A 22,165-nucleotide genomic window follows, 5' to 3' on the forward strand; every position below is an offset into this window, starting at 1 on the left:
CAAACCTCGTATTTTCCGTTTATATTACCATAGCCCCATGTGATATTACATTTTGCGGTGTTTGCGCAGGGCCAGCACATTCAGCAGCATGAACATCAGAGAGAAACCGATCAGAACAAAGACATCCAGGGCGATGTCACTCCAGCCTTTGCCGCGGATCATGATGTCCATCAGTGCCTCCGAGCCGTAATAGATCGGTGTCGCCAGCCCGATCCGCTGCAGCCACACCGGGAGTGTATCCATCGGGAACAGCCCGCTTAAGAAAATCTGCGGCACGATGATTAGCGGAATGAACTGCATCATCTGCAGCTCATTGGCAGCAAAAGCCGAGAGCAGTGTACCCAGCGTCAGCGCTGTCATCGACAGCAGCAGTGTCACAAGCAGGACATAACCGAAGCTGCCAGCCATCATAATTCCCAGCACCTGAATGGAGAACCAGGAGATCAGCAGCGCCTGGAATATGGTAAAAATTCCGAAACCGCACACGTAGCCAATAACGACTTCCCAGCGTTTCAGCGGGGTGGAGAGCAGACGTTCCAGGGTTCCGGTAGTCCGTTCGCGCAGCAAGGAAACGCCGGCAATCAGAAAGACGAAGAAGAAGACAAAAACGCCGATCATAATCGGACCGAAGCGGTCGATTGTACTCATATCTTCAGCGCCGTACAGATAGCTGATCTGCGGCTTCAGCTGACCTTGTTCCTGGCCGGGTATAACAGGCTGCAGGCTCTGGACCGCTTCCTGTAAGGCCATCAGTGCCGCACGATTTGCCGTGGGGTTGCTGCCTTCCAGCACAACTTCGGGAGCAGCGCCGCTTACTGTGACAAGCGCATCGATCTTGCCCTCCTTCAAAGCTTCGTTGCCCAGCTCTGCCGTGGCGTATTCGACAACAGCAGTGCTTTGCTTCTCAAACGCCGCAGAGATGGCTTGGGTATTTCCGTACACACCAAACTTCGGTTCATAGTCGTCGCCGTTAAACACCAGACTCATTAAGCTGAGAACCAGCAGGGGGGCAATAAACATCAGTGCCATCGTTCTTTTGTCATGAATAAACTGCTGGAGAATTCGCAGGGTGATCGCCCGGATTCTCATCGGCGGACACCTCCATAATATAGAAAAGCTTCTTCAAGAGAAGCAGAACCGGTAGCGTTCAGCAGACCTGCAGGTGTATCCACCGCCAGCAGTTCACCATCACGGATCATGGCCAGACGGTCGCATTTCTCGGCTTCATCCATCACATGGGTAGTGAGTACAATGGTAGTTCCTTTGCGGTTCAACGCCTTCAGTTCCTTCCAGATGGACTGGCGCAGTACGGGATCAATGCCAACCGTGGGCTCATCAAGAAGCAGAAGCGGAGGCTCATGCAATAAAGCGATTGCCAGTGACAGACGGCGTTTCATCCCCCCGGAATACTGATCGACTCTTTTGCGCAGATGATCCTGCAGATTGACCAGCTCCAAGACATCCCTGATCCGGCGGGTGCGGTTTCCGCCTTTCAGTCCATAGAGAGCGGCGAAGAATTCCAGATTCTCTTTTGCGCTCAGCTCCGTATACAAGGCGTCAGACTGAGCCATATACCCGATTTGCTGCAGCGTGGCAAGCTTAGGCATGGGTATCCCCAATACACGCACTTCGCCCGAGGTTGCTTCATCAATCCCGGTCAAGAGCTTCACCAGCGTAGTTTTGCCGGAGCCGGAAGGGCCCAGAATGCCGAAGGTTTCCGCCTCTGCAACCTGCAGGGAAATATCCTTTAACACTTCCTTGCTGCCAAACGTCCGGCAGACGTGGTTTACGGAAACAACAGAAGTTCCCAGATTCATAACTATCTCCTCAATTCTCATAATAATGAGTGAGTACTCACTCATTATATTAATGCAATCAGCTGCCGATGTAAATCTTTTTTCTGCGGATAGTTAAATATTTTAAATTTTAGAATAGTGGTTTTCACAAGAACGAATCAGGGTAATTATGGGTATTAGCTAAAGCCCGATAACTCTATTTCATACAGGAGGAGGTTTATTTGATGTTCAACAAGAAGTTCGTTTTTCCCATGCTGGCGCTGTTTACTGCAGCGGGTCTCAGCGGTTGCAGCAGCTCCGGTCCGGGAACAGGCAGTGAGCATTTTCGCACCTTAGCGCAAGAAAGTGTGGATCAGGCGGAATATCTGCCCGGGGACTTTCCGATTCCTGTGGGTGCAGGCATTACGTTTACAGATGGGGAGCTGGTGGGCGGAAAAAAGTCATCTATGCTGATCTTTGAGACAGAAGAGAGTATGGATGCACTAGGAAGTACATATAAAGAGTATGTTAAGGCCAAGGAACTGGATCAGGGCACACAAATTGTGGATTCGAACAATTTGATTATTAACGGTAAAGTTCAAGGCGATTACTCTTATTCTATTATAGGGAGCAGCCTGGACAAGAAACCGGGCGGTGCCGAAGTGATTGTTACGTGGATCGAGAATTAAGCTATTCACACTGTTTTACATATATTTCCGAATTAACTCCAGTTTTACTAAAGCCGACCCCGGAGGTTTCGTGGGCCGGCTTTATTTATTATTAAGGATTTGCCGCACTTAACATTTCCATAACATTCCTCTAGAACAGAATTGACATTCGTAGATGAAAATAACATTAGCAGTTACCTAAGGGAAAAGGGTGAATCTAATTGAAGAATAGTAAATGGTTGAGTGCGGCTTTGGCTTCTTCGCTTCTTGTAACAGGAGGAGTGGTAAGTGTTTTGGCAACAAGCAACAACGCTGAGGCCGCCGCCGTCCAGTCAGCTGCAGTCAAGGAAGGTACGACTACGTGGACTGTGAACGGTACACCAGTTGCACTCAGCACAATAGACAAAAACGGCTATAGATTGTATTCGCTAAGTCAGGTTGCCGGAGAGCTTGGAGCCTATGTGAAAGTCAGCAGCAACGGTTTTGAACTCAACGACAGCAAAGGATTACATACTCTGCAAATTCAAACGGGAGCTAAAAGCTATCTGGTAGATGGTACCAAGCAGGAGTTCACTGTAGCACCTGTTTTCTATAATGGTAAAACTTATGTAGAACTGACAAAATTGGTCACTGGTCTTGGCGGTGAGCTGCAGGCGGATTCGGCTACTATTCTCAGCTTTGCCCTCCCGGAAGGTGATTTTGATACACTGCGCTGGAGTACGGATGGAAGCCTGATCGCCAATAAAAGTGATGCAGAAACAACCCAGCTCTTGAAATTCAGCAACACACCGGGGAATTACGATCTGTTCTCCTCCAATGACGGAGCTGTCGGTTTCGCCGTTTCTGCTGACCAGAAGTGGGGTGCGTTTAGTGACGAGACAGGCCAGCTCAAGCTGATCAACCTGTTCAATGGGGTGATCACACCGCTCGGCAAGGATACCAGTGTTAAGACCGATTTGGTATGGTCGGAGGACGGCAAGAAGATTTACTTCATCCAGGGCGACAAGCAGGAGAAGATCGCTCAAATTTCACTGGATACCGGAACGGTCAAAACCTTGCTTGAAGATAAAGTAGAGAATAAATCCGAGCTCCGCGTATCCGCTGACGAGAAGAACGTGGTCTATATCGTCAACGTTACCGGTGTAGCCAAAAATGATGCGGACAGCACCGAGGATTCGCTGACAGTAGATTTCAGCAAGGCTGGAGAACAGCTGTACAAGCTGGATCTGACAACCAAGGATGCGAAGCCGGCAGCATTGACGACTGAACTGGATAACAAGCTCTACCCGGAAATTTTGAATAACGGCAGCGTTGTGTATCTGAGTGCAGATCCCGAAGGCAACGCGGCGAACAGCCTGAAATCAATCGCAGCTGATGGCAAAAGCTCGAATATTGCCCTTGATGGCGAAGCGAACTGGGCAGCTGGTGTAAGTGGTGGTCTGGTTGTATCTGCTGTGACGGCGGACGGAAGTACCGTTATTTATGCTATCAGTGCTGACGGGGCCAAGAGTGAGCTGTTCCGCACAGCCGAAGACGTGACGGAAGTGTCTGCTTCTCATGACGGCAGCAAGCTCGCTCTCGTTAGCGGCGGCACACTCTGGCTGGTTCAGAACGGCAAAGCCCTGCAGCTGTCGAAATAAGATTATGTTCCCTGCTTCAGAACCAACAACATTTAACGGCGCAACCGCCGGGAGGAGATTTTATTCATGAAGATGTTCAAAAAATTTACAGTTACAGCACTGACCGCGGTTATCGCGGTAACCGCATCGTTTGCCGGAGTGGCAGCAGCGGCTGACACACTTAAAGGCAAGATCACAGTAAACGGCTCGACAGCGCTGCTGCCGTTGACGCTGCAAGCAGCCAAGGAGTTCCAGAAGCTGCACCCTAAAGTGAAGATCGCTGCTTCAGGCAAAGGCTCCGTTACCGGACCGCAAGCCGTGAAAAAAGGCATCGCCGACATCGGTGCTTGTGACTGGGATGCCAGCATCGACGTTCCGGGCTTTAAAGCTTTTGACGGACAAGTGGCAAACAAGGTAGCTGTCATTCCTTTCGCCACTATCGTGAACAAGAATGTGGGCGTAGACAACCTGACGACGGAACAGCTGGCAGGTATTTACTCCGGTAAAATCACCAACTGGAAGGAAGTCGGCGGATCGGATGCGAACATTGTCGTGATTACCCGCGCTTTCGGTTCTGGTACACGCGTAAACTATCAGGCTAAAGCTCTTGCGGGCGGAGATATCGTCAAGAAAGAGAAGAACTACAAGGAGACCGGTTCAAGCGGTGATATGAAGACAGCCGTTGCCACTACACCTAATGCCATCGGTTATATCGACCTTGTCTATGTAAGCGGCAGCGACATCAAAGCCGTGAAATTCAATGGCATTGAAGCATCTACAGACAATGTGATCAATGGCTCGTACAAAATTTGGGCCTATGGTTATTACATGACTAAAGGTCAGCCAACCGGTGTTACCAAAGAGTTCATCGATTATGTTCAGAGCAAAAAGTTCCAAACGGGCTCGCTCAAAAAGCTTAAATTCATTCCGATCGCAGCAATGAAATCCTAGTCATCATTCTCCACTATATTGAACGGTACATGCGGCCAGCCCCGGATTCCACACGGGGGTGGCCGCTTACAGGAGGGAACGTATGGGGGCACCAGTCCAGGGCCTGGCATCAAGGGCACAAAAGGGTCTATCCGAAGTTAAAGTCAGTGAGAAACGCCACAGCAGACATTTGTTCAGCAATACCTTATCCCGCTATTATTTTATATTCAGTATTCTTGCGCTTTGCTTTGTGCTTGGACTAGTTATTATTTTCATCGGCAAAACGGCGCTGCTTCTGTTCGCTCATCTCTCACCGGCTGAATTTTTCTTCTCCTTTAACTGGACGCCGGAAGAAGATGCCTTCGGGGCTGCTGCCTTCATTGTAAATACATTGTCGCTTACAGCACTGACGCTGCTGATTGCCGTGCCGGTCTCTGTAGGCATGGCCGTGCTGTGTGCCGAAATTGCTCCGAAATGGATGAAGAACTTTATCCGGCCAGTGCTCGACCTGCTCGTCGGAATTCCTTCTATAGTATATGGTTATCTAGGCCTTACGGTCCTTCTGCCTTTTCTGCGCAGAGTCAGCGGGGAAGGGCTGGGTGACGGACTACTCGCTGCTGCGCTCGTTCTGGCATTGATGGTGCTGCCGACGATCTGCCGGATCAGCGACGATGCTATTGTTGCCGTTCCGCGCAAATACCGGGATGCCGCTTATGCCCTTGGATCAACCCGCCTTCAGGTCATTATGCGGGTGATCCTGCCTGCGGCCAGCAGAGGCATCATCTCGGCCATCATCCTCGGGATGACCCGGGCTGTCGGGGAGACCATGGCCGTTGTCATGGTCATCGGCAATACCCCGCAGCTGGCCAAGACACTGTTCACGCCCTCATCTGTGCTGACCAGTAATATCGTCATGCAAATCTCCAATGTGGAGTTTGACTCCACCTGGAACTATGCGCTGCATATGATGGCTTTCCTGCTGCTGCTCATTTCCTTTGTGCTGATCCTGGTGATCCGCATTCTGGGACGGAAAAGGAGGGAAACGTAATGAACGGTTTCACACGTACCCGTTATACTGCCCGTGCCCAGCGGCGCAATAAAATTGCGACCTTTGGTTTTTATACCCTCGGCGCTCTCGTGATGCTGCTGATCTTCTGGCTGCTCTTTACGATCCTGAGCAAGGGACTGCCGGCGCTCAGACCCGATTTCCTGATCAAGCAGCCGGAGGAGATTGATCCCGGCGGAGGGATCGGACCAGTCCTGTTCAACTCCTTCTACATCCTGTTCATTTCGCTGTTGATTTCCATACCGATTGGGATCGGCGCCGGCATCTACATGGCGGAATATGCCCCGGACAATCGCTTTACCGGCGCGTTGCGCATCTGCGTGGAGTCGTTGTCCTCGGTACCCTCGATTGTGTTTGGGATGCTGGGTCTGGCGATTTTTGCCGAATACTTCGGTGTCGGCCTGACGATTCTTGGCGGGGGTGTCAGCCTGGCGCTGCTTAACCTGCCGATGCTGACCCGGGTAACGGAGGAAGCTGTGCAGGCAGTTCCCCGTGAAATCCGTGAAGCCGGCTATGCGCTCGGCATGACCAAATTCCATGTCATCCGCAAAGTGGTGCTTCCGGTAGCGATGTCGTCGATTGTCACCGGTATCTGCCTTGTGGCCGGCCGTGCCTTCGGCGAATCAGCGGTTATTATTCTGACCGCAGGACTCAGTACCTCAGGAGAAATGTGGGACTTTAATCTGTTCTCGCCTGGAGAGACGCTTGCTGTGCATCTTTGGTATGTGCAATCTGAAGCCATTGTCGAAGATGCGCGGCAGATCGCCGACAAATCGGCGGCCGTGCTGGTCTTCGTAGTCCTGCTGATCAACTTTGTCTTCCGCTTCCCTTTATGGCTCGGAAATCGCCGCAAGGGGCGCTGAACAATTAAATTACATTGAATACAAAAAAACAGACTGCCAGCAGCAGCTTCATGCCGCGAGTGCAGTCTGTTTTTGTATGGCGGATAGGGAAGGGAAAGAATCCCGAATGTTAATTGCTTAAAATTCTTAATAACACTAAAATGAAAGCAGTTACATATTAGTTAGTCCCTAACCAGGAGGTGCGAGTCATGGCGGAGCATATGTCCGAGAAGGAACTCAATAAACTGATTAACATGCTGGAGCTTTCACGGATTGAGAGTGAGGTGAGCATCGAAGAATCTTTTATGGAAGATGATAATTCCGACAATGAAAGGGATGGACGGCTGCTGGTCCGGGCGGGAAAGATATTTGTTCAGGACCCGCTACCAGGCGGAGCACCGGCAGTGATATCGGCTCTGCTCCCGGTGCTGCTTCATGTAAATGGTCAAGTGCTTACAGAGCCGTCAGCTGTCACCTCACAAGACATCATCGAATGGGAGATCGTCGAACCGCCGCTTTATACCATTATTGTTTCTGAGGACAGGTTGCTGGCCTTTTTCACCTTATTTGGATCAAAAAGATTTCCCTGGAAATTAAACGACCATTTCACAGCCAGCATAGTAGAGGTGAAAGCATCGCAGGATTCAGCGAATGTCATCGGCATGCTCGGCCTGAATCAGATCATTGTTGATTTTGAGCAAAAGAAGATCCTCCAGAACCTGAACATCTCCGGTATTCATGCCGAACTTCAGAATCCGACCTATCAGCCGATTACTGCTGCCAAAGGGAGAGCGGCTGTGCCTGGGGAGAATGCGTGTCTGGAATTGTTTTTCTCCGAGACGATTGAGAATGAATTTAGTGAAATTGAAGGACAGGTGGATTACCGCAGCCATCTCCGCATTCCTTCAGTGATCCGCGGTGAGGTCATCGCCCGTAAGATTCCGGTCGTCGAAGGAATTCCCGGCTATGATGTATATGGAGAAATTCTTTATCCGCCTGAGCCTGCTGATCTTACAGTGACTGCAAGGAATAACACAGTGCTGCTGATCAACAATGAGGTTCGCGCACTGCGCGAAGGCAGGCCCCGGGTGACTGGCGACAAAGTCAAATGTTTTGACATCTGCACCTCATACCTCGTTCCCGGCAATGTGAGCATCCACACCGGCAATATCGTCTTCTCAGGTGATGTGGTTATCCGCGGCAATGTAGAGGACAACATGATTATTGAATCCTTGGGCAATGTCTATGTTTCCGGAAGTGTCTACAACTCCACAATTACTGCTACCGGGAGCATTCTAGTGAAAGGAAACGTGGTTAACAGCAAGCTGTATTCCGGTTATTTCGGCGTCATGTACAACCGGATCTACAACTTCTCCAAGCAGCTGATTGAGGAGTGCAAGGTCTTGCAAAATGCTACTCAGATGCTCGTACAAGCCGTACAAAGCCACAAAAAGAGTGTGAAGTACGGACAGGCCGTGCTGCTGCTGCTGGAAAGCAAGTTTCAGAAAATCCCCCAGCTCATTAAGGAGCTCCTCTTGGTGCTGGATACGGTGAAGGCTTCCTTTCATCAGGATCTGGAACAGCCCCTGCATTTTCTCAACCTGTTCCTGAAGCCGGTGCAGCTGGTCGATTTCCTGACAGAGACTTCGCTCAGTGGAGTCATCGGTATATTGGAAGAGCTGCATGTTGGTGTCGCACGGATGCAGGAATCCAAAGTGGAGGTTAATATCGGCAAATGCCAGAACAGCACACTGAAATCGAATGGGGATATTAACATCCACCGGGACGGCATTGTGCAGAGTGAACTGTTTTCTTCGGGGAATATTACGTTTCATAAGACGTTTTCGGTTTGCCGTGGCTCCAAGCTGGAGGCAGGAGGGAACATTTTAGCCTATTTTGTCGGCGGGGAGAGCGGGGCGCAGTCTTACCTGAAGGCCAAGCAGAGCGTTACTGTCCGCAAAATGTACATGGGCAAAGTAACGATCGACCGTTATACAGCCGATATTATGGAGCCGGTAGAGAATATCGTATTTGATACCGAAACTGTGCGGATGATTAAGCTCCGTATGGATGCCAAGTGAGCATAAGGGCAGGGAATGGGTGGGTTTAATCATACCCTGTTGAATGGCCAGCAATCCTGAGATATGGCGAAGAAGCCTTTCCGGAGTGACCCGGAAAGGCTTCTTCGAGTTGTCCTGAAGGAATGAAGTTCAGACTACTGCAGTGCTCCGCGCACGAATCCGTCTGCAGCCAGCAGTCTGCTCCGCGCTTCCTCAGCATCCACATTGGCCAATATCATAATAATGGCAGTCTTTACATGGCCTTCTGCGCCATGATAAGCCGCTTCAATCTGTTCGTCGGAAGCATCGGTGGCCAGTCCAATAATCCGTTTGGCCCGGTGCACCAGTTTTTTGTTGGAGGGATTCAGATCGACCATGAGATTACGATAGACCTTCCCGATCCGGATCATGGCGGTGGTGGTCAGCATGTTGAGAATCATTTTTTGTGTGGTGCCTGATTTCATCCGGGTAGAGCCCATGATGACTTCCGGGCCAACCACTGCTTCTATGGTTAGTTGGCCGAGGCCAGCCATCGGTGTTCCGGGGTTGTTGCATAGGCCGATGACAACCGCTCCAAGTTCTCCGGCACGTTTCATCGCCCCCAGAACATACGGTGTGCGCCCGCTGGCGGCAATACCGATAACCACATCCTTCGCTGTGATGCCGGAGGAGTCGATATCGGCTGCACCTAATTCCTCGCTGTCTTCCGCACCCTCAACAGGATCTTTAATCGCCTGAAACCCTCCGGCAATCAATCCCTGAACCATAGCCGGGTCTGTGCCGTAGGTGGGCGGACATTCGGAGGCATCAAGAATGCCGATTCTTCCGCTCGTTCCGGCACCTACATAGAACAATCTTCCGCCCTGCTGAAAGGCATGGACGATATAGTCCGCAGCGATGGCAATCTGCGGGATAAGCCCTTGAATACACTCGGCGACCAGCCGGTCTTCATTATTAATCAGCTCCATGATTTCAGTGGAACTGAGGTTATCGATATCGCTTGTTTTATCATTGAGCTGCTCTGTAATCAGGTTGTCCAAAATAGGATTCATGAGGTTTCTTCCTCCTGCCAGTCTATTCTTGTCTGTATGGGAATTCTTTATAAAGGGTAGAGGCATCGTGATAGGTGATGACATGCTGGATCATAAGTCATTAAACAGCTTGCGTGCAGTCATGGCTGCTCCGGTGGATGGCGGAGCCCCAAGGCTCCCATCTACGAAATTCAATCTGCCAAAAGTTTTCCGCAGGCTGCTGCAGAAGATCCCGCGGAAAACTGGGGAATACCTGAACACCGAGCCGCTGAGCACTACGGGATAATTCTGCAGACTGGGGCTGCGGCGAAGCAGGGCCGCAGCAGTATCGCTTAAGGCTGCAGCTTCTTCGGTAAGAATGGCGATAGCAGCAGCATCTCCGGCTTCAGCCGCCTGAATGCATACCTTTGAGAAGGCGGCAATTTCTGCTTTGGAATGGGAAGGGATATAAATATATCCCTTCAAATCCGTAATGAGCTTAAATTCGTATTCCTCCATAATCATATCGGTCATTATCGTGGGCCTACAAACACTGTCATAGCTGCGCATCACCGTTTTGAGTGTACGGAGTCCTATTTGATATCCGCTGCCTTCATCTCCAAGGTAATGTCCCCAGCCACCGGTGCGGGTGCCGGATCCATCCGGAAGATAGCCGTAACAAATCGATCCGGTGCCCGAGATGACCAGCACCCCGTGATTGCTTCCCACTGCGGCCATCAAAGAAATCTGTCCTTCTGATTGTATAAACACCGGAATAGATAGTTCTTGTTTCAATACATGCTGCTGAACGGCCCTCTTAAGGAGGGTTTCTTCATCAATGCTGGAGAAACCTGACACAGCGAGACATATTGCTGCAATTTCATCGACATTTATCGACAGTCTCTCTATCAATCCGTCAATAGCTGACATGATTTCTGTAAGCGCTGTCCCGAAGGAGGCACTATGCGGATTGGATGGACCTCCAATATAACGGGCGAGTAATGTTCCCCGCTCATCCAAAGCGGCTGCATCGGTCTTTGTGCCACCTCCATCAAGGCCTAAGAACACTTTCATCGATCAATCACCACTTTGATTTTTTACTAATTATATGAGATGAAGAGCATAAAGTAAAATAAAATTTCACAAGAAAAATAAATGTTGAAATTTTATTTTACAACTCATATAATGAATTCAATCCAAGGTTTTGGGAGAATATCAAACCTTAAGAGTTAACAAAGCTAACATTGTTTTGTGGGGTGTCGGTTCAAAGAGAGTTCTATTCAATAGGGAGGTGCATCGATTCCAATGAATGGCGGTTTGATTCGTTTGCGGGAATTGTATGAAACACTAAGTCCGTCGGAGCACAAGATTGCTGCGTATATCCTGCAGAATCCGGATGAAATGATCCAGCTCTCCATCGCTGATCTGGCTACGAAGAGCGGATCCAGCCAGGCGGCAATCGTCAGGCTGTGCAAGTCCATCGGCTTTAAGGGATACCAGGATCTGAAGATTAAAGTGGCCGGTGATCTTCAGGGCAGAGACCCGGCAATCATTGGCTACCAGGAGATTCGTCCCAATGACACGATCTCAGCCATTATGCAGAATGTATCCAATAATAATATTCAATCGATCCGGGATACTCTCACGATTTTGGATGAAGCCATGGTTGAGCGGGCGGTTGAAGCGATTGACCGGGCGAAGGTGATTTATTTCTTCGGAGTGGGAGCCTCCAACCTGATTGCGATGGATGCCCAGCAGAAGTTTTTGCGGATTAATAAGATGAGCTTCTCTTTTGCCGACCCGCATGTCCAGTTAACGAGCGCCATAACCGCAACTGCCGACGACGTGGCTGTATGCATTTCATACTCCGGCGAGACCAAGGAGGTTATCCGGGCAGCATCCATTGTGAAGGATAATGGGGGAACCGTGATCAGCATCGCGAAATATGGTAATTCCACTTTAAGCCGGAGCGCGGACATTCCTTTATGCACCTCCGCCACCGAAAATGAAATCCGCAGCGGAGCGATGGCTTCGCGGATTACACAGCTTAATCTTATCGATATTTTATATCTCGCCGTTGCAAGCCGGAATTATGAGCAGTCCGTTACTTATCTCGAAAAGAGCAGACAACATATCAAACGGCTGTAGCCGGAAAAATAAGGGGAGAAGAAATAATGAAGAAAAGTTTATTGCTTAGTATGGTTCTGGTTATGATGCTGATCAGCGCATGTGGCAACTCCGGAGGCAAGGAGGCGGCAAGCAGCCCGGATGCCAAAGATACCGTTACCGTCTGGACTTATCCGGTGCATGGAGCCTATGAGGATGAGCTAAAGGGTCTGGTAGCAGATTTCCAAAAAGAACATCCGAACATCACCGTGAAGACGGAAGTGCTGTCGTGGGCGGAGGGTCCGAAGAAATTCGACGTAGCCCTGAATGCCGGCAGCCCGCCTGACCTGTACTTCCACAGCGTGGATGGCACCTATGTCAACACTGGGCTTGCGCTTGATCTGGATCCGTACATGACGGACGACATCAAGAAGGATTACCTTCCGGGAACACTGGAGCTCGCCCAGATTGGCGGCAAACAATACGGCCTGCCGCTCTACCAGTTCCAATGGGGCTGGGGCGGAAACAAACGGATTCTGGAAGAAGCAGGCATTGACTGGGCTTCGATTCAGCAAAAAGGCTGGACTTGGTCTGAATTTGAAGCCGCTGCTGCCAAGCTGACCAAAACCTTGGGCGACGGTTCCACCCAATACCCGCTGGTGACAGACGGAACATCGCTGGATTTCATTGAAATGCTGTCCCGCAACAACAATATGCCTGATGTTCTGGATGAATCCGGTGCTTTTCAGTGGAATGATGAACGCATCCTTGACACGCTGAGCTTTATTAAAGGCCTGCTGGACAAAGGCTACATGCCCAAAGAGACCGCAGCCATTGCTCCGGCCAAACGTTCCGATATGTTCTATGCCGGACAAGCCGCCATTATTTCCAAAGCCATCCCTTATTATGACGTAATGATTCAGAACCGGAACAAGGATATTGATGCAGGTACGATCACTGGCGAGAAAATTAATTTCGTGCTGCTGCCGGTTCCACATAATGATGCTGCTCCAGCCAAAACTACGATGGGCGCAGAAGGCTATATCGCCTTTAAACAGAAAAATGACAAAGGCGAGCAGCATGCCAAAAATACATTCCTCGTGTTGGATTATCTGAGCAGTGCTAAAGCCGGTAATTCCTCCAATGAGCTGGTGCTTCCATTTGTACGTCAATCGCAAGCCGATCTGTTTGCAGGCAAAGCGCTTGGAACGGAAGAGACGATCAAAGCTTCCGCGATCATGGCTAAGAACATTGCAATGCCTGTAACACTGAAGCTTGACACCGCTATTGCAGCTCAAATGAAGCAGTTCAAGGAGCAGGTTGTAACACCGAATATCCAAGCCCTGTATTCCGGGGAGAAATCACCTGAGGCTATCGCAAAAGAATTCAATAGTAAAGGAAGCCAAATGCTGAATAAGTAGTTTTCTAAGGGGGGCGCCCTGCACACTTGTTGAATTTGGCGCCCTCTCTTACAAGAGGAGGAGGAAAGGGATGACGACAATCGCGCCAAAGCGGACGCGCAGTTCCGCCGGCAGGTTATGGCGTGAATATGGATGGGCGTACCTGTTTATCCTGGCACCCGTTCTGCTGTTTCTGGTGTTTACACTATATCCGGTCGTATCTGCCTTGATCATGAGCTTCCAGCAGTACAACATTATGAACTCCACCTGGATCGGCTTCGACAACTATGAGCGGCTGTTTCAGGATTCAACCTTCTGGAAATCGATGTGGAATACCGTTATTTTTACGGTGTGCACGGTACCGGTTAATATTGTCATTACGTTTGTGCTGTCCTATTTAATCTACCAGATGAAGACCAAATGGCAGACCTTCTTCAAGGCTACATTATATCTGCCGGCAGTTGCGTCCGGTGTCACGATATCCATCGTCTGGCTGGCGATTTTTGATCCGACGAATGTCGGGCTTCTGAACCGGTTTCTGGAATGGTTTGGCCTTGATCCGGTGATCTGGCTTGGACAGTCCAAGACCGCACTCTTCTCGCTGATTCTGATGAACTGGCTCGGCTCGCACGGAGCGGGAATCATTCTGTATCTGGCGTCGATGGGCGGAGTTCCGAAATCACTCTATGAAGCGGCTGATATTGATCATGCCAGCGGCTGGACCAAATTCACACGGATTACCTGGCCTTTGCTGAAACCGACCACTCTATATCTGCTTGTAACGGGAGTGATTACTTCCTTCCAGGTCTTTATCTCGGTGTACATGATGACCCAGGGCGGGCCGAACTTTGCGACAACGACGATTGCTTATCTGATCTACCAGACGGCGTTCCAGTTTTATGAATTTGGCCTGGCTTCGGCGCAGTCGTTCGTGCTGGCGTTTCTGATTATCCTGGTCTCTGTCATTCAGTTTAAATATTTCTCGAGTGATGTCGAGTATTAGGATGGAAGGGGCGAACCTGTAATGAAAACTAGATCAAAGACCATCTTTCTATGGGTGGCGGTGGCTTGTCTTGTAGTGTGGAGTATAGTAACGGTTATTCCGCTTTACTGGATGATTGCCGGTTCCGTGCAGGACTCTGCTGCATCCGCCAGTTTCCGGCCCAGCATGCTGCCGGAGGCTTTCTCGCTCGCTCCATATGACCGTTTTTTTGCCAAAACAGCGGCCTGGCGCTGGCTGTTCAACTCTTTGCTGATTTCATCGGTCCTTACCATTACCAATGTGTTTTTCGCTTCCCTTGCGGGATATGCTTTTGCTAAATTGAAATTTCCCGGAAGCAACGCGATTTTCTGGGTGCTGCTCAGCACGATGATGATCCCGGCACAGGTAACGTTGATTCCGCTCTATATTCTGATCGTCAACGTGTTTAATCTCGGTGACAGCTATACCGCGATTATTCTGCCGACGGCGATTACGGTTGGCAATATCTTTTTGATGAAGCAGTACATGTCCTCTCTTCCGACCTCGCTGATTCATGCGGCGCGGATCGATGCCTGCAGCGAGTTCGGCATCTTCTGGAAGGTTATTCTTCCGCTGGCAAAGCCCGGGCTTGCCGTTCTCGCAATTTTCACCTTCGTCGCTTCCTGGAACGAATTTTTCTGGCCTTTCCTGATTACGAATTCGACGGAAATGCGGACGATTCAGGTCGGACTGGCTTCCTTTGTATTCGCAGAGTCTACGGATTTCGGAGCGATTATGGCAGGGGCGACAGTTGGTGCGCTGCCGATGCTGATTCTGTTCTTCTCGCTGCAGCGCTATTTCCTGCAGGGCATTACTATCGGTGCTGTAAAAGGCTAGGTTAATTGTTGATATTCTCAAAATTCACAGGGTTAGATATGAGGGGGAAGAGCAATGGCACGAGTTGAATTCCGCAATGTGCGCAAACAATTTGACGATCAGAACAAGCAGACCTTTACGGCGGTGGCGGGTTCCGATTTTGTTATTAATGATAAAGAATTTGTTGTGTTCGTCGGACCTTCAGGCTGCGGCAAAACCACCTCGCTGCGGATGATCGCAGGCCTGGAGCAGCAGACAAGCGGGGATATTATCATCGGCGAGCGTATCGTAAACAACCTTCATCCTAAAGACCGCGATATTGCGATGGTGTTCCAGGATTACGCGCTGTATCCGCATATGAGCATCCGCGAGAATCTGTCCTTTGGACTGAAGAACCTGAAGAAACCGAAGGATTATATTGAGAAAAAAGTTCAGGAAGCCGCGACCATTCTCGGACTCGAAGAGATGCTGGAGCGCAAGCCGCGCGAGCTGTCCGGAGGACAGCGCCAGCGCGTGGCCGTCGGCCGGGCGATTGTGCGTGATCCGCAGGTGTTCCTGTTCGATGAGCCGCTGTCCAATCTGGACGCGAAATTGCGGATTCAGATGCGTGTGGAGCTGGGCGAGCTTCATAAACGTCTCGGCGCTACAATTGTATATGTTACGCATGACCAGGTAGAAGCAATGACGCTTGGTGAGCGGATTGTTGTTATGAATAAAGGTGTTATTCAACAAGTGGCTTCCCCGACCGAGCTGTATGCCAATCCCAAAAATATGTTCGTAGCCGGATTCATCGGCTCTCCGGCGATGAACTTTATTGATGCCCGGATTGAACAGGGGCGTGTAGTTATTGATGGTGCGGAATTCCTGCTGTCAGAGGATGCGGCAGCCGGTCTGCAGGGCTATAACAACCGGGAGATTATTCTTGGCATCCGCCCGGAGCATATCTACGGTGATGACTTCGCACCGGGAGTTTCTACAGAACATCAAATGCAGGCGCATATTAAGGTAGTAGAGCATCTGGGTTCCGAGAATTTGGTCTATTTTAAAATCGGCAGCCGGACGGTAACCGCCAAGGTTCATCCGGAGACGAAAGCCTACAATAATCTCGATAAGCAGTTTATATTCGATCTCAGCAAAGCGCGTTATTTCGATCCGGCAACAGAAGAAAGAATTGTCTGGTAGAACAGCTGGCTATAAGGGTTGCAAGGTAGAAAGGGGAGACAAGCAATGCAGAAACTGAATCAAGTCTTGGTGAGTACGGGAGTGGAGTCATTCCGGGAGATTGTGCCGATTGCGCTGCTCAGTCTGGCCAGTTCGGCTATGCTGGTGCCGGTGGTCATCTTTGCGCCTGTAGCGTTGTCATTTATCCTGATTCCGCTTCTTTACATGCCGCTGTTTTTCGGCGTGTTCCATGCGTACCACCGGAGAACGGAAGGGAAGAAGCTGAGTGTCCGGGAGATGCTCAACGGTGCGCGCAAGGGTTTTGGGCCGGCAGTGGCGTTCGGTCTGCTATGCTCCTTGCTGGTGCTGATTTTATGGTCAACCTGGTGGTTCTATGGAGGCCGTGACGGGGCGGTAAGCTGGACGATTGCCATTTTTCAGACCTATTTTGTCGCTATGGCGCTTGTCTCCCAATTCTACACCCTGCAACTGGTGATTCAGCGCCGAATGGGCATCTTCAAGGCCATGGGGGAAAGCGTCAAGCTGTTCCTCCGTTATCCGGCTTATACCATCGGGGCCTTCTTCCAGGCGCTGGTTGTGGGGATCATGCTGACTGTGACCGTAGTAGGTTTCATGGCGCTGTTCAACGGCATGCTTGCCGTCTATCTGCATAAAGCTGCTTACAATGTACTTCATCCCGATGAGGATGATGAGCAGGAGGGTGTGCCTGAGACGAGTGAGCTCTATGCAGGCGGGAGATTGCTATGAACCGGAGGGAAATGCACAGCGGTTGTCCACAGTACTCTGTTATGCCGGAAGGGGGATTGTCATGCGCCTACAGGTAAGCTGCGGGGTGGATAGCTCCGCTGGCATCATTGCCGGAGGTGAATTGTTATGAGCCTACAGGTAAGCTGCGGGGTGGATAGCTCCGCTGGCATCATTGCCGGAGGTGAATTGTTATGAGTCTACAGGTGAGCTGCGGGGTGAATAGATCCGCTGGAGTCATTGCCGGAGGTGAATTGATGGGTCTACAGGTAAGCTGCGGGGTGGATAGATCTGCTGGTGTCATTGCCGGAGGTGAATTGTTATGAGTCTACAGGTGAGCTGCGGGGTGGACCGGCTGACCGCAGGTTTGTCCCATCCCCTGCTGGATGGGCAGCGGATCGGGCTGGTTACAAATCCTACCGGCATAACGGCGGACTTCCGCTCCAGTGTGGAGGTGTGCCGGAGTCTGGAATCTTCTAGACTTACGGCACTTTTTGCATGTGAACACGGAATATACGGCCAGCACCAAGCCGGTGTGAAGTTCACGGATGAGCTGGACGCGGGGCTGGGGATTCCGGTGTACAGCTTGTACGGGATGCATAAGAAGCCGACGCCTGAGATGCTGGATGAGGTGGATACGCTTATTTTTGACATTCAGGATCTGGGCGTGCGGTTTTACACATATGTATCTACCTTACTTTATGTGATGGAGGCCTGCGCGGAAAACGGTAAAGGTCTGCTCGTACTCGACCGTCCTGCCCCGCTTGGCGGAACCGGCAGCGAAGGCGGGCTTTTGGAGGCTGGCTACGAATCCATGGTTGGCGCCTGGTCCATGCCGATCCGCACGGGGATGACCATCGGGGAATTGGCGCTTATGGCGAACGACAAGAGAGGGATTAACTGTGTTCTGGATGTCATCCCGCTGGAAGGCTGGAATCGTCAGCTGGAATTTATGGACACGGGTCTCCCGTGGATGATGCCCTCCCCTAATGTGCCGACGATCGACACGGTGAGAGTTTATGCTGGAACCTGTTTCTTTGAAGGAACGAATCTCTCAGAAGGGCGGGGAACCACACGCCCGTTTGAGTGGATTGGCGCACCATGGCTGGATGGGGCACTTCTTGCCGTAGCGATGAAGAAGCATCAGCTTCCGGGTGTGCACTTCCATCCTGTGTATGCAACACCAACCTTCTCCAAACATCAAGGAGTATTATGTGGCGGTGTGCGATTATTCGTGACTGAGCCGCAGGCTTATGAATCCGTACGTACCGGACTTACCATGCTGCATGAGGTGTGTTCACTCTATCCAGAGCAGTTTCAGTGGCTTGCTCCGCCGAAAGAAGGCGGGAGATACTTCATAGATTTATTGACCGGCGGGGAAGTGGTGCGCAGGCACATTGGCACAGCAGAGGGGCTGCGGGAAATCATTGGACAATGGCAGGATGAAAGCGAAAGATGGCTGATGTTGCGGAAGCCTTATCTTCTGTATGAATAGCTAAAATCTGATTTGGGGAAGGCAGGCGGTGGCAATGGATTGGCGTGAGGCAGCAGTACAAGAGAGCGGCCTTGATATGGTGGTCGCCGATATGAGTCTCAGTGACAAAATCGGGCAAATGCTGATGTGCGGTTTCGAAGGAACCGCTGTGCCGGACGACGGAATTCGAGAGCTTGTTGCAAAAGGCGGGATCGGCGGCGTTATTTACTTCGCCCGCAACGTAGAGACGCCTGAGCAGGTAGCCAGAATGACCGATGAGTTGCAGCAGGCTGCAGCGGAAGGCGGCAAGGCTCCTCTCTGGATCTCCATCGACCAGGAAGGCGGTATGGTCGCCCGCATTACTGAAGGCGTGGCGCTTATGCCCGGCGGAATGGCTATCGCAGCGGCCGGATCGGTAGAGGATGCCTATCAGGCGGCTTTGATCAGCGGGCGGGAACTGAGCGCCATGGGCATTAATTTGAATTATGCTCCTGTGCTGGACGTGAACAATAATGCGCGGAATCCGGTGATCGGCGTCCGTTCCTTCGGCGAATCGCCGGAGAAGGTAGCCGATTATGGCGCAGCGACGATCCGCGGATTTCAGGATGCAGGTGTCGCGGCTACGGCTAAACATTTTCCGGGCCACGGCGATACCGATGTGGATTCCCATCTGGATCTGCCAACCGTTAGACATGACCGGGCGCGCATGGACAGCGTAGAACTGGTTCCTTTCCGCAGAGCGATTGCCGAAGGTGTGGATGCCATGATGTCGGCGCATATCTACTTCCCGGCACTTGAGCAGGAGAAACTTCCGGTTACGCTCTCGAAGGCAGTTCTGACCGGTCTGCTACGAGAAGAACTGGGCTTCGGCGGGATTATCATGACCGATTGCATGGAGATGAACGCCATCGCCGAGCACTACGGCACCGTTGAAGCTTCGGTGCTGGCCATTGAAGCCGGGGCTGATATCGTTCTGATCAGCCACCGCGCTGACCGTCAGCTGGCTGCAAGTGAGGCTATCCTTCACGCGGTCGCTGAAGGCAGAATCAGCGAAACCCGCATTGACGATTCTGTGCGGCGGCTGCTTGCTCTGAAGGTGAAGCGGGGTGTGATCGCAGCCGGACCTGCTGGCAGGGCCGGTGCGGCGGATTCCGATGCTGCGGATTCTTCGGCAGCGGGTTCAAGGGCCGCAAGTGCAGGGGGTGCTGGAGCTGTCAGTGCAGAGGGTACAAGTACTGAGGGTGCAGGAGGTGCGAGTGCTGTGAGTGCAGAAGGTACAAGTGCTGGGGGTTCCAAACTGTTGGAGATAGAAGACGAGCATGCTCTAAATCCCGCTGCGATGGATGTTGAATACGGACACGTGATCAGCTCTGCCGCAGCATATGCAGGTCTCAGCCTGCTGGAAGCTCCGCCGCATGTAGAAGTGGCGCGCCGTATCAGTGAAGCCAGCATCACCCTGGTCCGCAATCATTCCTCTGTGCTTCCCCTACAACGGAAGAAGACGCTAGCAGTTACGGCAGCGCCCGTAGTAGCCACTCTTGTGGATGAAGCTTTTGGCGAAACCGCCGGACTTGGTACGATGCTGAGTAAATATGGACTGGATTGCATTGACCGTGTCGTTCCGGCAGGTGATATTGCCAGCTATGCTGCGGACCTGCTGGAGGCAGCGCGGGTTGAGGACATTGAGCAGATCGTTGTAGGCACCTACAACGCGCAGTTTAATCCCGATCAATGCAGTTTGGTGGAATCCTTGCGGGCGCTTGGCAAGCCGCTTGCGGTTGTTGCCCTGCGCAATCCTTATGACCTGCTGGCAATGCCTAAGATAGAGACTTATGCCGCCGCATATGAAGGGCGACCGCTTGCGCTGGAAAGTGCAGTCAAGGCGCTGCTCGGGCAAATTCCGTTTCAGGGACGACTGCCGGTATCGCTCGGGGATAAATATCCGGCGGGCTGGGGCCTTAGCTTATGATTGGCCCGCTCTGGACTAAACAAAAGTCTGTCGTAGTCGGTTTAATGTCCGGCACTTCGCTGGATGGCATTGACGCAGCGATTGTCTCAATAGAAGGAAGCGGATTGGCTGCCAAGGCTGAACTGCTGCATTATTCCTCTGTGCCCTATGACGACGGGCTTCGGGAGCGGCTGAAGGAGCTGTGCACGATAGAACATTCATCGGTGGACCTGGTATGTGGCATGAACGTATATCTGGCGGAACGGTTTGCCGAGGCGGCCATAGAAGCGGTACGCAGTGCCGGAATGGAGCTTGATGAGATTGATCTCATCAGCTCCCACGGCCAGACCGTTTGGCATATCCCGGAAGCGGCAGCCGATGATCCGCTTCTCGTCCGTTCCACGCTCCAGCTTGGCGACTTGTCTGTGCTGGCCAAGGAAACAGGCCGGCTTGTGGTCGGGGATTTCCGCCCGGGTGACATGGCAGTTGGCGGGCAGGGAGCGCCGCTGGCACCTTATGGAGACCTGATTCTGTTCCGCCATCCGGAGAAAGGGCGTCTGCTGCAGAATATTGGAGGAATTGGAAATTGTACAGCACTTCCTGCCGCAGCGGGTCCGGAGGATGTGTTTGCCTTCGATACAGGCCCCGGAAACATGGTTATTGATCAGACTGTATATCTGCTGAGCGGCGGACAAATGTCTTATGATGACGGAGGATCGTGGGCTGCGCAGGGAACACCAGACGAAGTGCTGGTGGATCAAATGCTGCAGCATCCTTACTTTGCGCTGAAGCCGCCTAAGTCTACAGGCCGGGAAGTTTTCGGCAAAGCTTATGCCGAACAGTTTGTGAGCCTGACCCGGGCACGCGGCTTGAACGATGCAGATATTGTAGCCACTGCTACCGCCTTTACCGCGCGGACGATAGCTGAAGGTTATGTGAGGTACGTATTCCCAGTATGCCAAATTGACGAGGTCATTGTCAGCGGCGGCGGTGCGCATAATGCTGCACTGCTGGCTATGCTTCAGCAACAGCTGCCGGAACAGGCTGTAATAACCTCAAGCGTGCTGGGTTTCAGCGACGACGCGAAGGAGGCGATTATTTTCGCCTTGCTGGGCAATGATTTCATGCACGGAGTCGCCAATAATCTTCCTTCGGCCACAGGAGCGTCCCGCCCGACAGTGATGGGCAAGCTGGCGTTTCCGTAGAGGGATTTGATTTTCACATGCGCAGTTAACTGTTGCTGCGTAAACGAAGGTAGTCGAGAAACTTAGGCGCCAGGTACGCAGACAGCGGGTGAAACGCAACCGGTAGTTTACGCCTGATAGGTGAATTCAACCAGTAGCAGCCGGTAGGTGAATTTAACCAGTAGATAAACGCAGCCAGTAGGTGGATCTAACCAGTAGATAACCGCAGTCGGTAGGTGGATCTAACCAGTAGATAAACGCAGCCAGTAGGTGGATCTAACCAGTAGATAACCGCAGTCGGTAGGTGGATCTAACCAGTA

Annotated in this window: 20 protein-coding genes; 16 read left to right on the plus strand and 4 right to left on the minus strand. The window is 51.5% G+C overall.

Translation table 11 applies throughout. The features are described from left to right. Positions 1-45: 45 nt before the first annotated feature. The gene (locus AC3WT9_RS20615) at positions 46-1,089 is read right to left on the minus strand and encodes an ABC transporter permease (protein ID WP_341379670.1); all 1,044 of its coding nucleotides are present in this window, start codon (positions 1,087-1,089) and stop codon (positions 46-48) included. Continuing rightward, the gene (locus AC3WT9_RS20620) at positions 1,086-1,817 is read right to left on the minus strand and encodes an ABC transporter ATP-binding protein (protein WP_341095863.1); all 732 of its coding nucleotides are present in this window, start codon (positions 1,815-1,817) and stop codon (positions 1,086-1,088) included. Before AC3WT9_RS20620 ends, AC3WT9_RS20615 begins: the two co-directional genes overlap by 4 nt. 203 nt (positions 1,818-2,020) lie before the next feature. On the opposite strand from AC3WT9_RS20620, the gene AC3WT9_RS20625 reads away from it, so the two are divergent. The 6 genes from AC3WT9_RS20625 to AC3WT9_RS20650 all read left to right on the plus strand — a co-directional run bounded on the left by AC3WT9_RS20625 (position 2,021) and on the right by AC3WT9_RS20650 (position 8,981). Next, positions 2,021-2,464, plus strand: coding sequence for a hypothetical protein (locus tag AC3WT9_RS20625; protein WP_341095861.1), 444 nt, complete (start codon positions 2,021-2,023; stop codon positions 2,462-2,464). Positions 2,465-2,664: 200 nt separating this feature from the next. Further along, positions 2,665-4,083, plus strand: a complete 1,419-nt coding sequence (locus AC3WT9_RS20630) for a stalk domain-containing protein (RefSeq protein WP_341379668.1) — start codon at positions 2,665-2,667, stop codon at positions 4,081-4,083. 66 nt (positions 4,084-4,149) lie between these two features. Continuing rightward, positions 4,150-5,013, plus strand: coding sequence for a phosphate ABC transporter substrate-binding protein (locus tag AC3WT9_RS20635; RefSeq protein ID WP_341095859.1), 864 nt, complete (start codon positions 4,150-4,152; stop codon positions 5,011-5,013). 82 nt (positions 5,014-5,095) lie between these two features. Beyond that, positions 5,096-6,040 (plus strand): phosphate ABC transporter permease subunit PstC, encoded by a 945-nt coding sequence (pstC, locus tag AC3WT9_RS20640; RefSeq protein ID WP_341095858.1) that lies wholly within the window; start codon positions 5,096-5,098, stop codon positions 6,038-6,040. Beyond that, positions 6,040-6,921: a phosphate ABC transporter permease PstA gene (gene pstA, locus AC3WT9_RS20645; protein ID WP_341095856.1), complete on the plus strand. Its 882-nt coding sequence runs from the start codon at positions 6,040-6,042 to the stop codon at positions 6,919-6,921. Before pstC ends, pstA begins: the two co-directional genes overlap by 1 nt. A gap of 188 nt (positions 6,922-7,109) precedes the next feature. Then, positions 7,110-8,981, plus strand: a complete 1,872-nt coding sequence (locus tag AC3WT9_RS20650) for a flagellar assembly protein A (protein ID WP_492407902.1) — start codon at positions 7,110-7,112, stop codon at positions 8,979-8,981. Between the two features lie 134 nt (positions 8,982-9,115). Here the strand turns inward: AC3WT9_RS20650 and murQ are convergent, their stop codons facing one another. Continuing rightward, on the minus strand, positions 9,116-10,012 hold the full coding sequence (gene murQ, locus AC3WT9_RS20655; protein ID WP_076110734.1) for an N-acetylmuramic acid 6-phosphate etherase: 897 nt from the start codon (positions 10,010-10,012) through the stop codon (positions 9,116-9,118). A gap of 90 nt (positions 10,013-10,102) precedes the next feature. Next, positions 10,103-11,044, minus strand: coding sequence for a BadF/BadG/BcrA/BcrD ATPase family protein (locus AC3WT9_RS20660; protein WP_342480580.1), 942 nt, complete (start codon positions 11,042-11,044; stop codon positions 10,103-10,105). A 231-nt stretch (positions 11,045-11,275) separates the two neighbouring features. Between AC3WT9_RS20660 and AC3WT9_RS20665 the strand changes: the two genes are divergently transcribed. From AC3WT9_RS20665 to AC3WT9_RS20710, 10 genes are all read left to right on the plus strand, one after another. After that, on the plus strand, positions 11,276-12,118 hold the full coding sequence (locus AC3WT9_RS20665; protein ID WP_038595850.1) for a MurR/RpiR family transcriptional regulator: 843 nt from the start codon (positions 11,276-11,278) through the stop codon (positions 12,116-12,118). 26 nt (positions 12,119-12,144) lie between these two features. Next, positions 12,145-13,497 (plus strand): ABC transporter substrate-binding protein, encoded by a 1,353-nt coding sequence (locus AC3WT9_RS20670; RefSeq protein WP_341379664.1) that lies wholly within the window; start codon positions 12,145-12,147, stop codon positions 13,495-13,497. Positions 13,498-13,567: 70 nt separating this feature from the next. After that, positions 13,568-14,479, plus strand: a complete 912-nt coding sequence (locus tag AC3WT9_RS20675) for a carbohydrate ABC transporter permease (RefSeq protein WP_038595844.1) — start codon at positions 13,568-13,570, stop codon at positions 14,477-14,479. A 21-nt stretch (positions 14,480-14,500) separates the two neighbouring features. Further along, positions 14,501-15,334 (plus strand): carbohydrate ABC transporter permease, encoded by an 834-nt coding sequence (locus AC3WT9_RS20680; protein WP_341095851.1) that lies wholly within the window; start codon positions 14,501-14,503, stop codon positions 15,332-15,334. 54 nt (positions 15,335-15,388) lie between these two features. Continuing rightward, positions 15,389-16,495, plus strand: a complete 1,107-nt coding sequence (locus AC3WT9_RS20685) for an ABC transporter ATP-binding protein (RefSeq protein ID WP_038595838.1) — start codon at positions 15,389-15,391, stop codon at positions 16,493-16,495. 45 nt (positions 16,496-16,540) lie between these two features. Continuing rightward, on the plus strand, positions 16,541-17,242 hold the full coding sequence (locus AC3WT9_RS20690) for a hypothetical protein (protein ID WP_342480579.1): 702 nt from the start codon (positions 16,541-16,543) through the stop codon (positions 17,240-17,242). A 191-nt stretch (positions 17,243-17,433) separates the two neighbouring features. Further along, entirely contained in the window at positions 17,434-17,565 is a 132-nt protein-coding gene (locus AC3WT9_RS20695; protein ID WP_341095848.1) for a hypothetical protein, read from the plus strand. After that, positions 17,562-18,734 (plus strand): exo-beta-N-acetylmuramidase NamZ family protein, encoded by a 1,173-nt coding sequence (locus AC3WT9_RS20700; RefSeq protein ID WP_341379661.1) that lies wholly within the window; start codon positions 17,562-17,564, stop codon positions 18,732-18,734. Before AC3WT9_RS20695 ends, AC3WT9_RS20700 begins: the two co-directional genes overlap by 4 nt. A gap of 34 nt (positions 18,735-18,768) precedes the next feature. Then, entirely contained in the window at positions 18,769-20,682 is a 1,914-nt protein-coding gene (nagZ, locus tag AC3WT9_RS20705; RefSeq protein ID WP_341095845.1) for a beta-N-acetylhexosaminidase, read from the plus strand. Beyond that, complete coding sequence (locus AC3WT9_RS20710; protein WP_341379660.1) at positions 20,679-21,866, plus strand: anhydro-N-acetylmuramic acid kinase; 1,188 nt, start codon at positions 20,679-20,681, stop codon at positions 21,864-21,866. Before nagZ ends, AC3WT9_RS20710 begins: the two co-directional genes overlap by 4 nt. Positions 21,867-22,165 lie beyond the last annotated feature (299 nt).

The organism is Paenibacillus sp. EB106-06-01-XG199 (assembly GCF_058791575.1).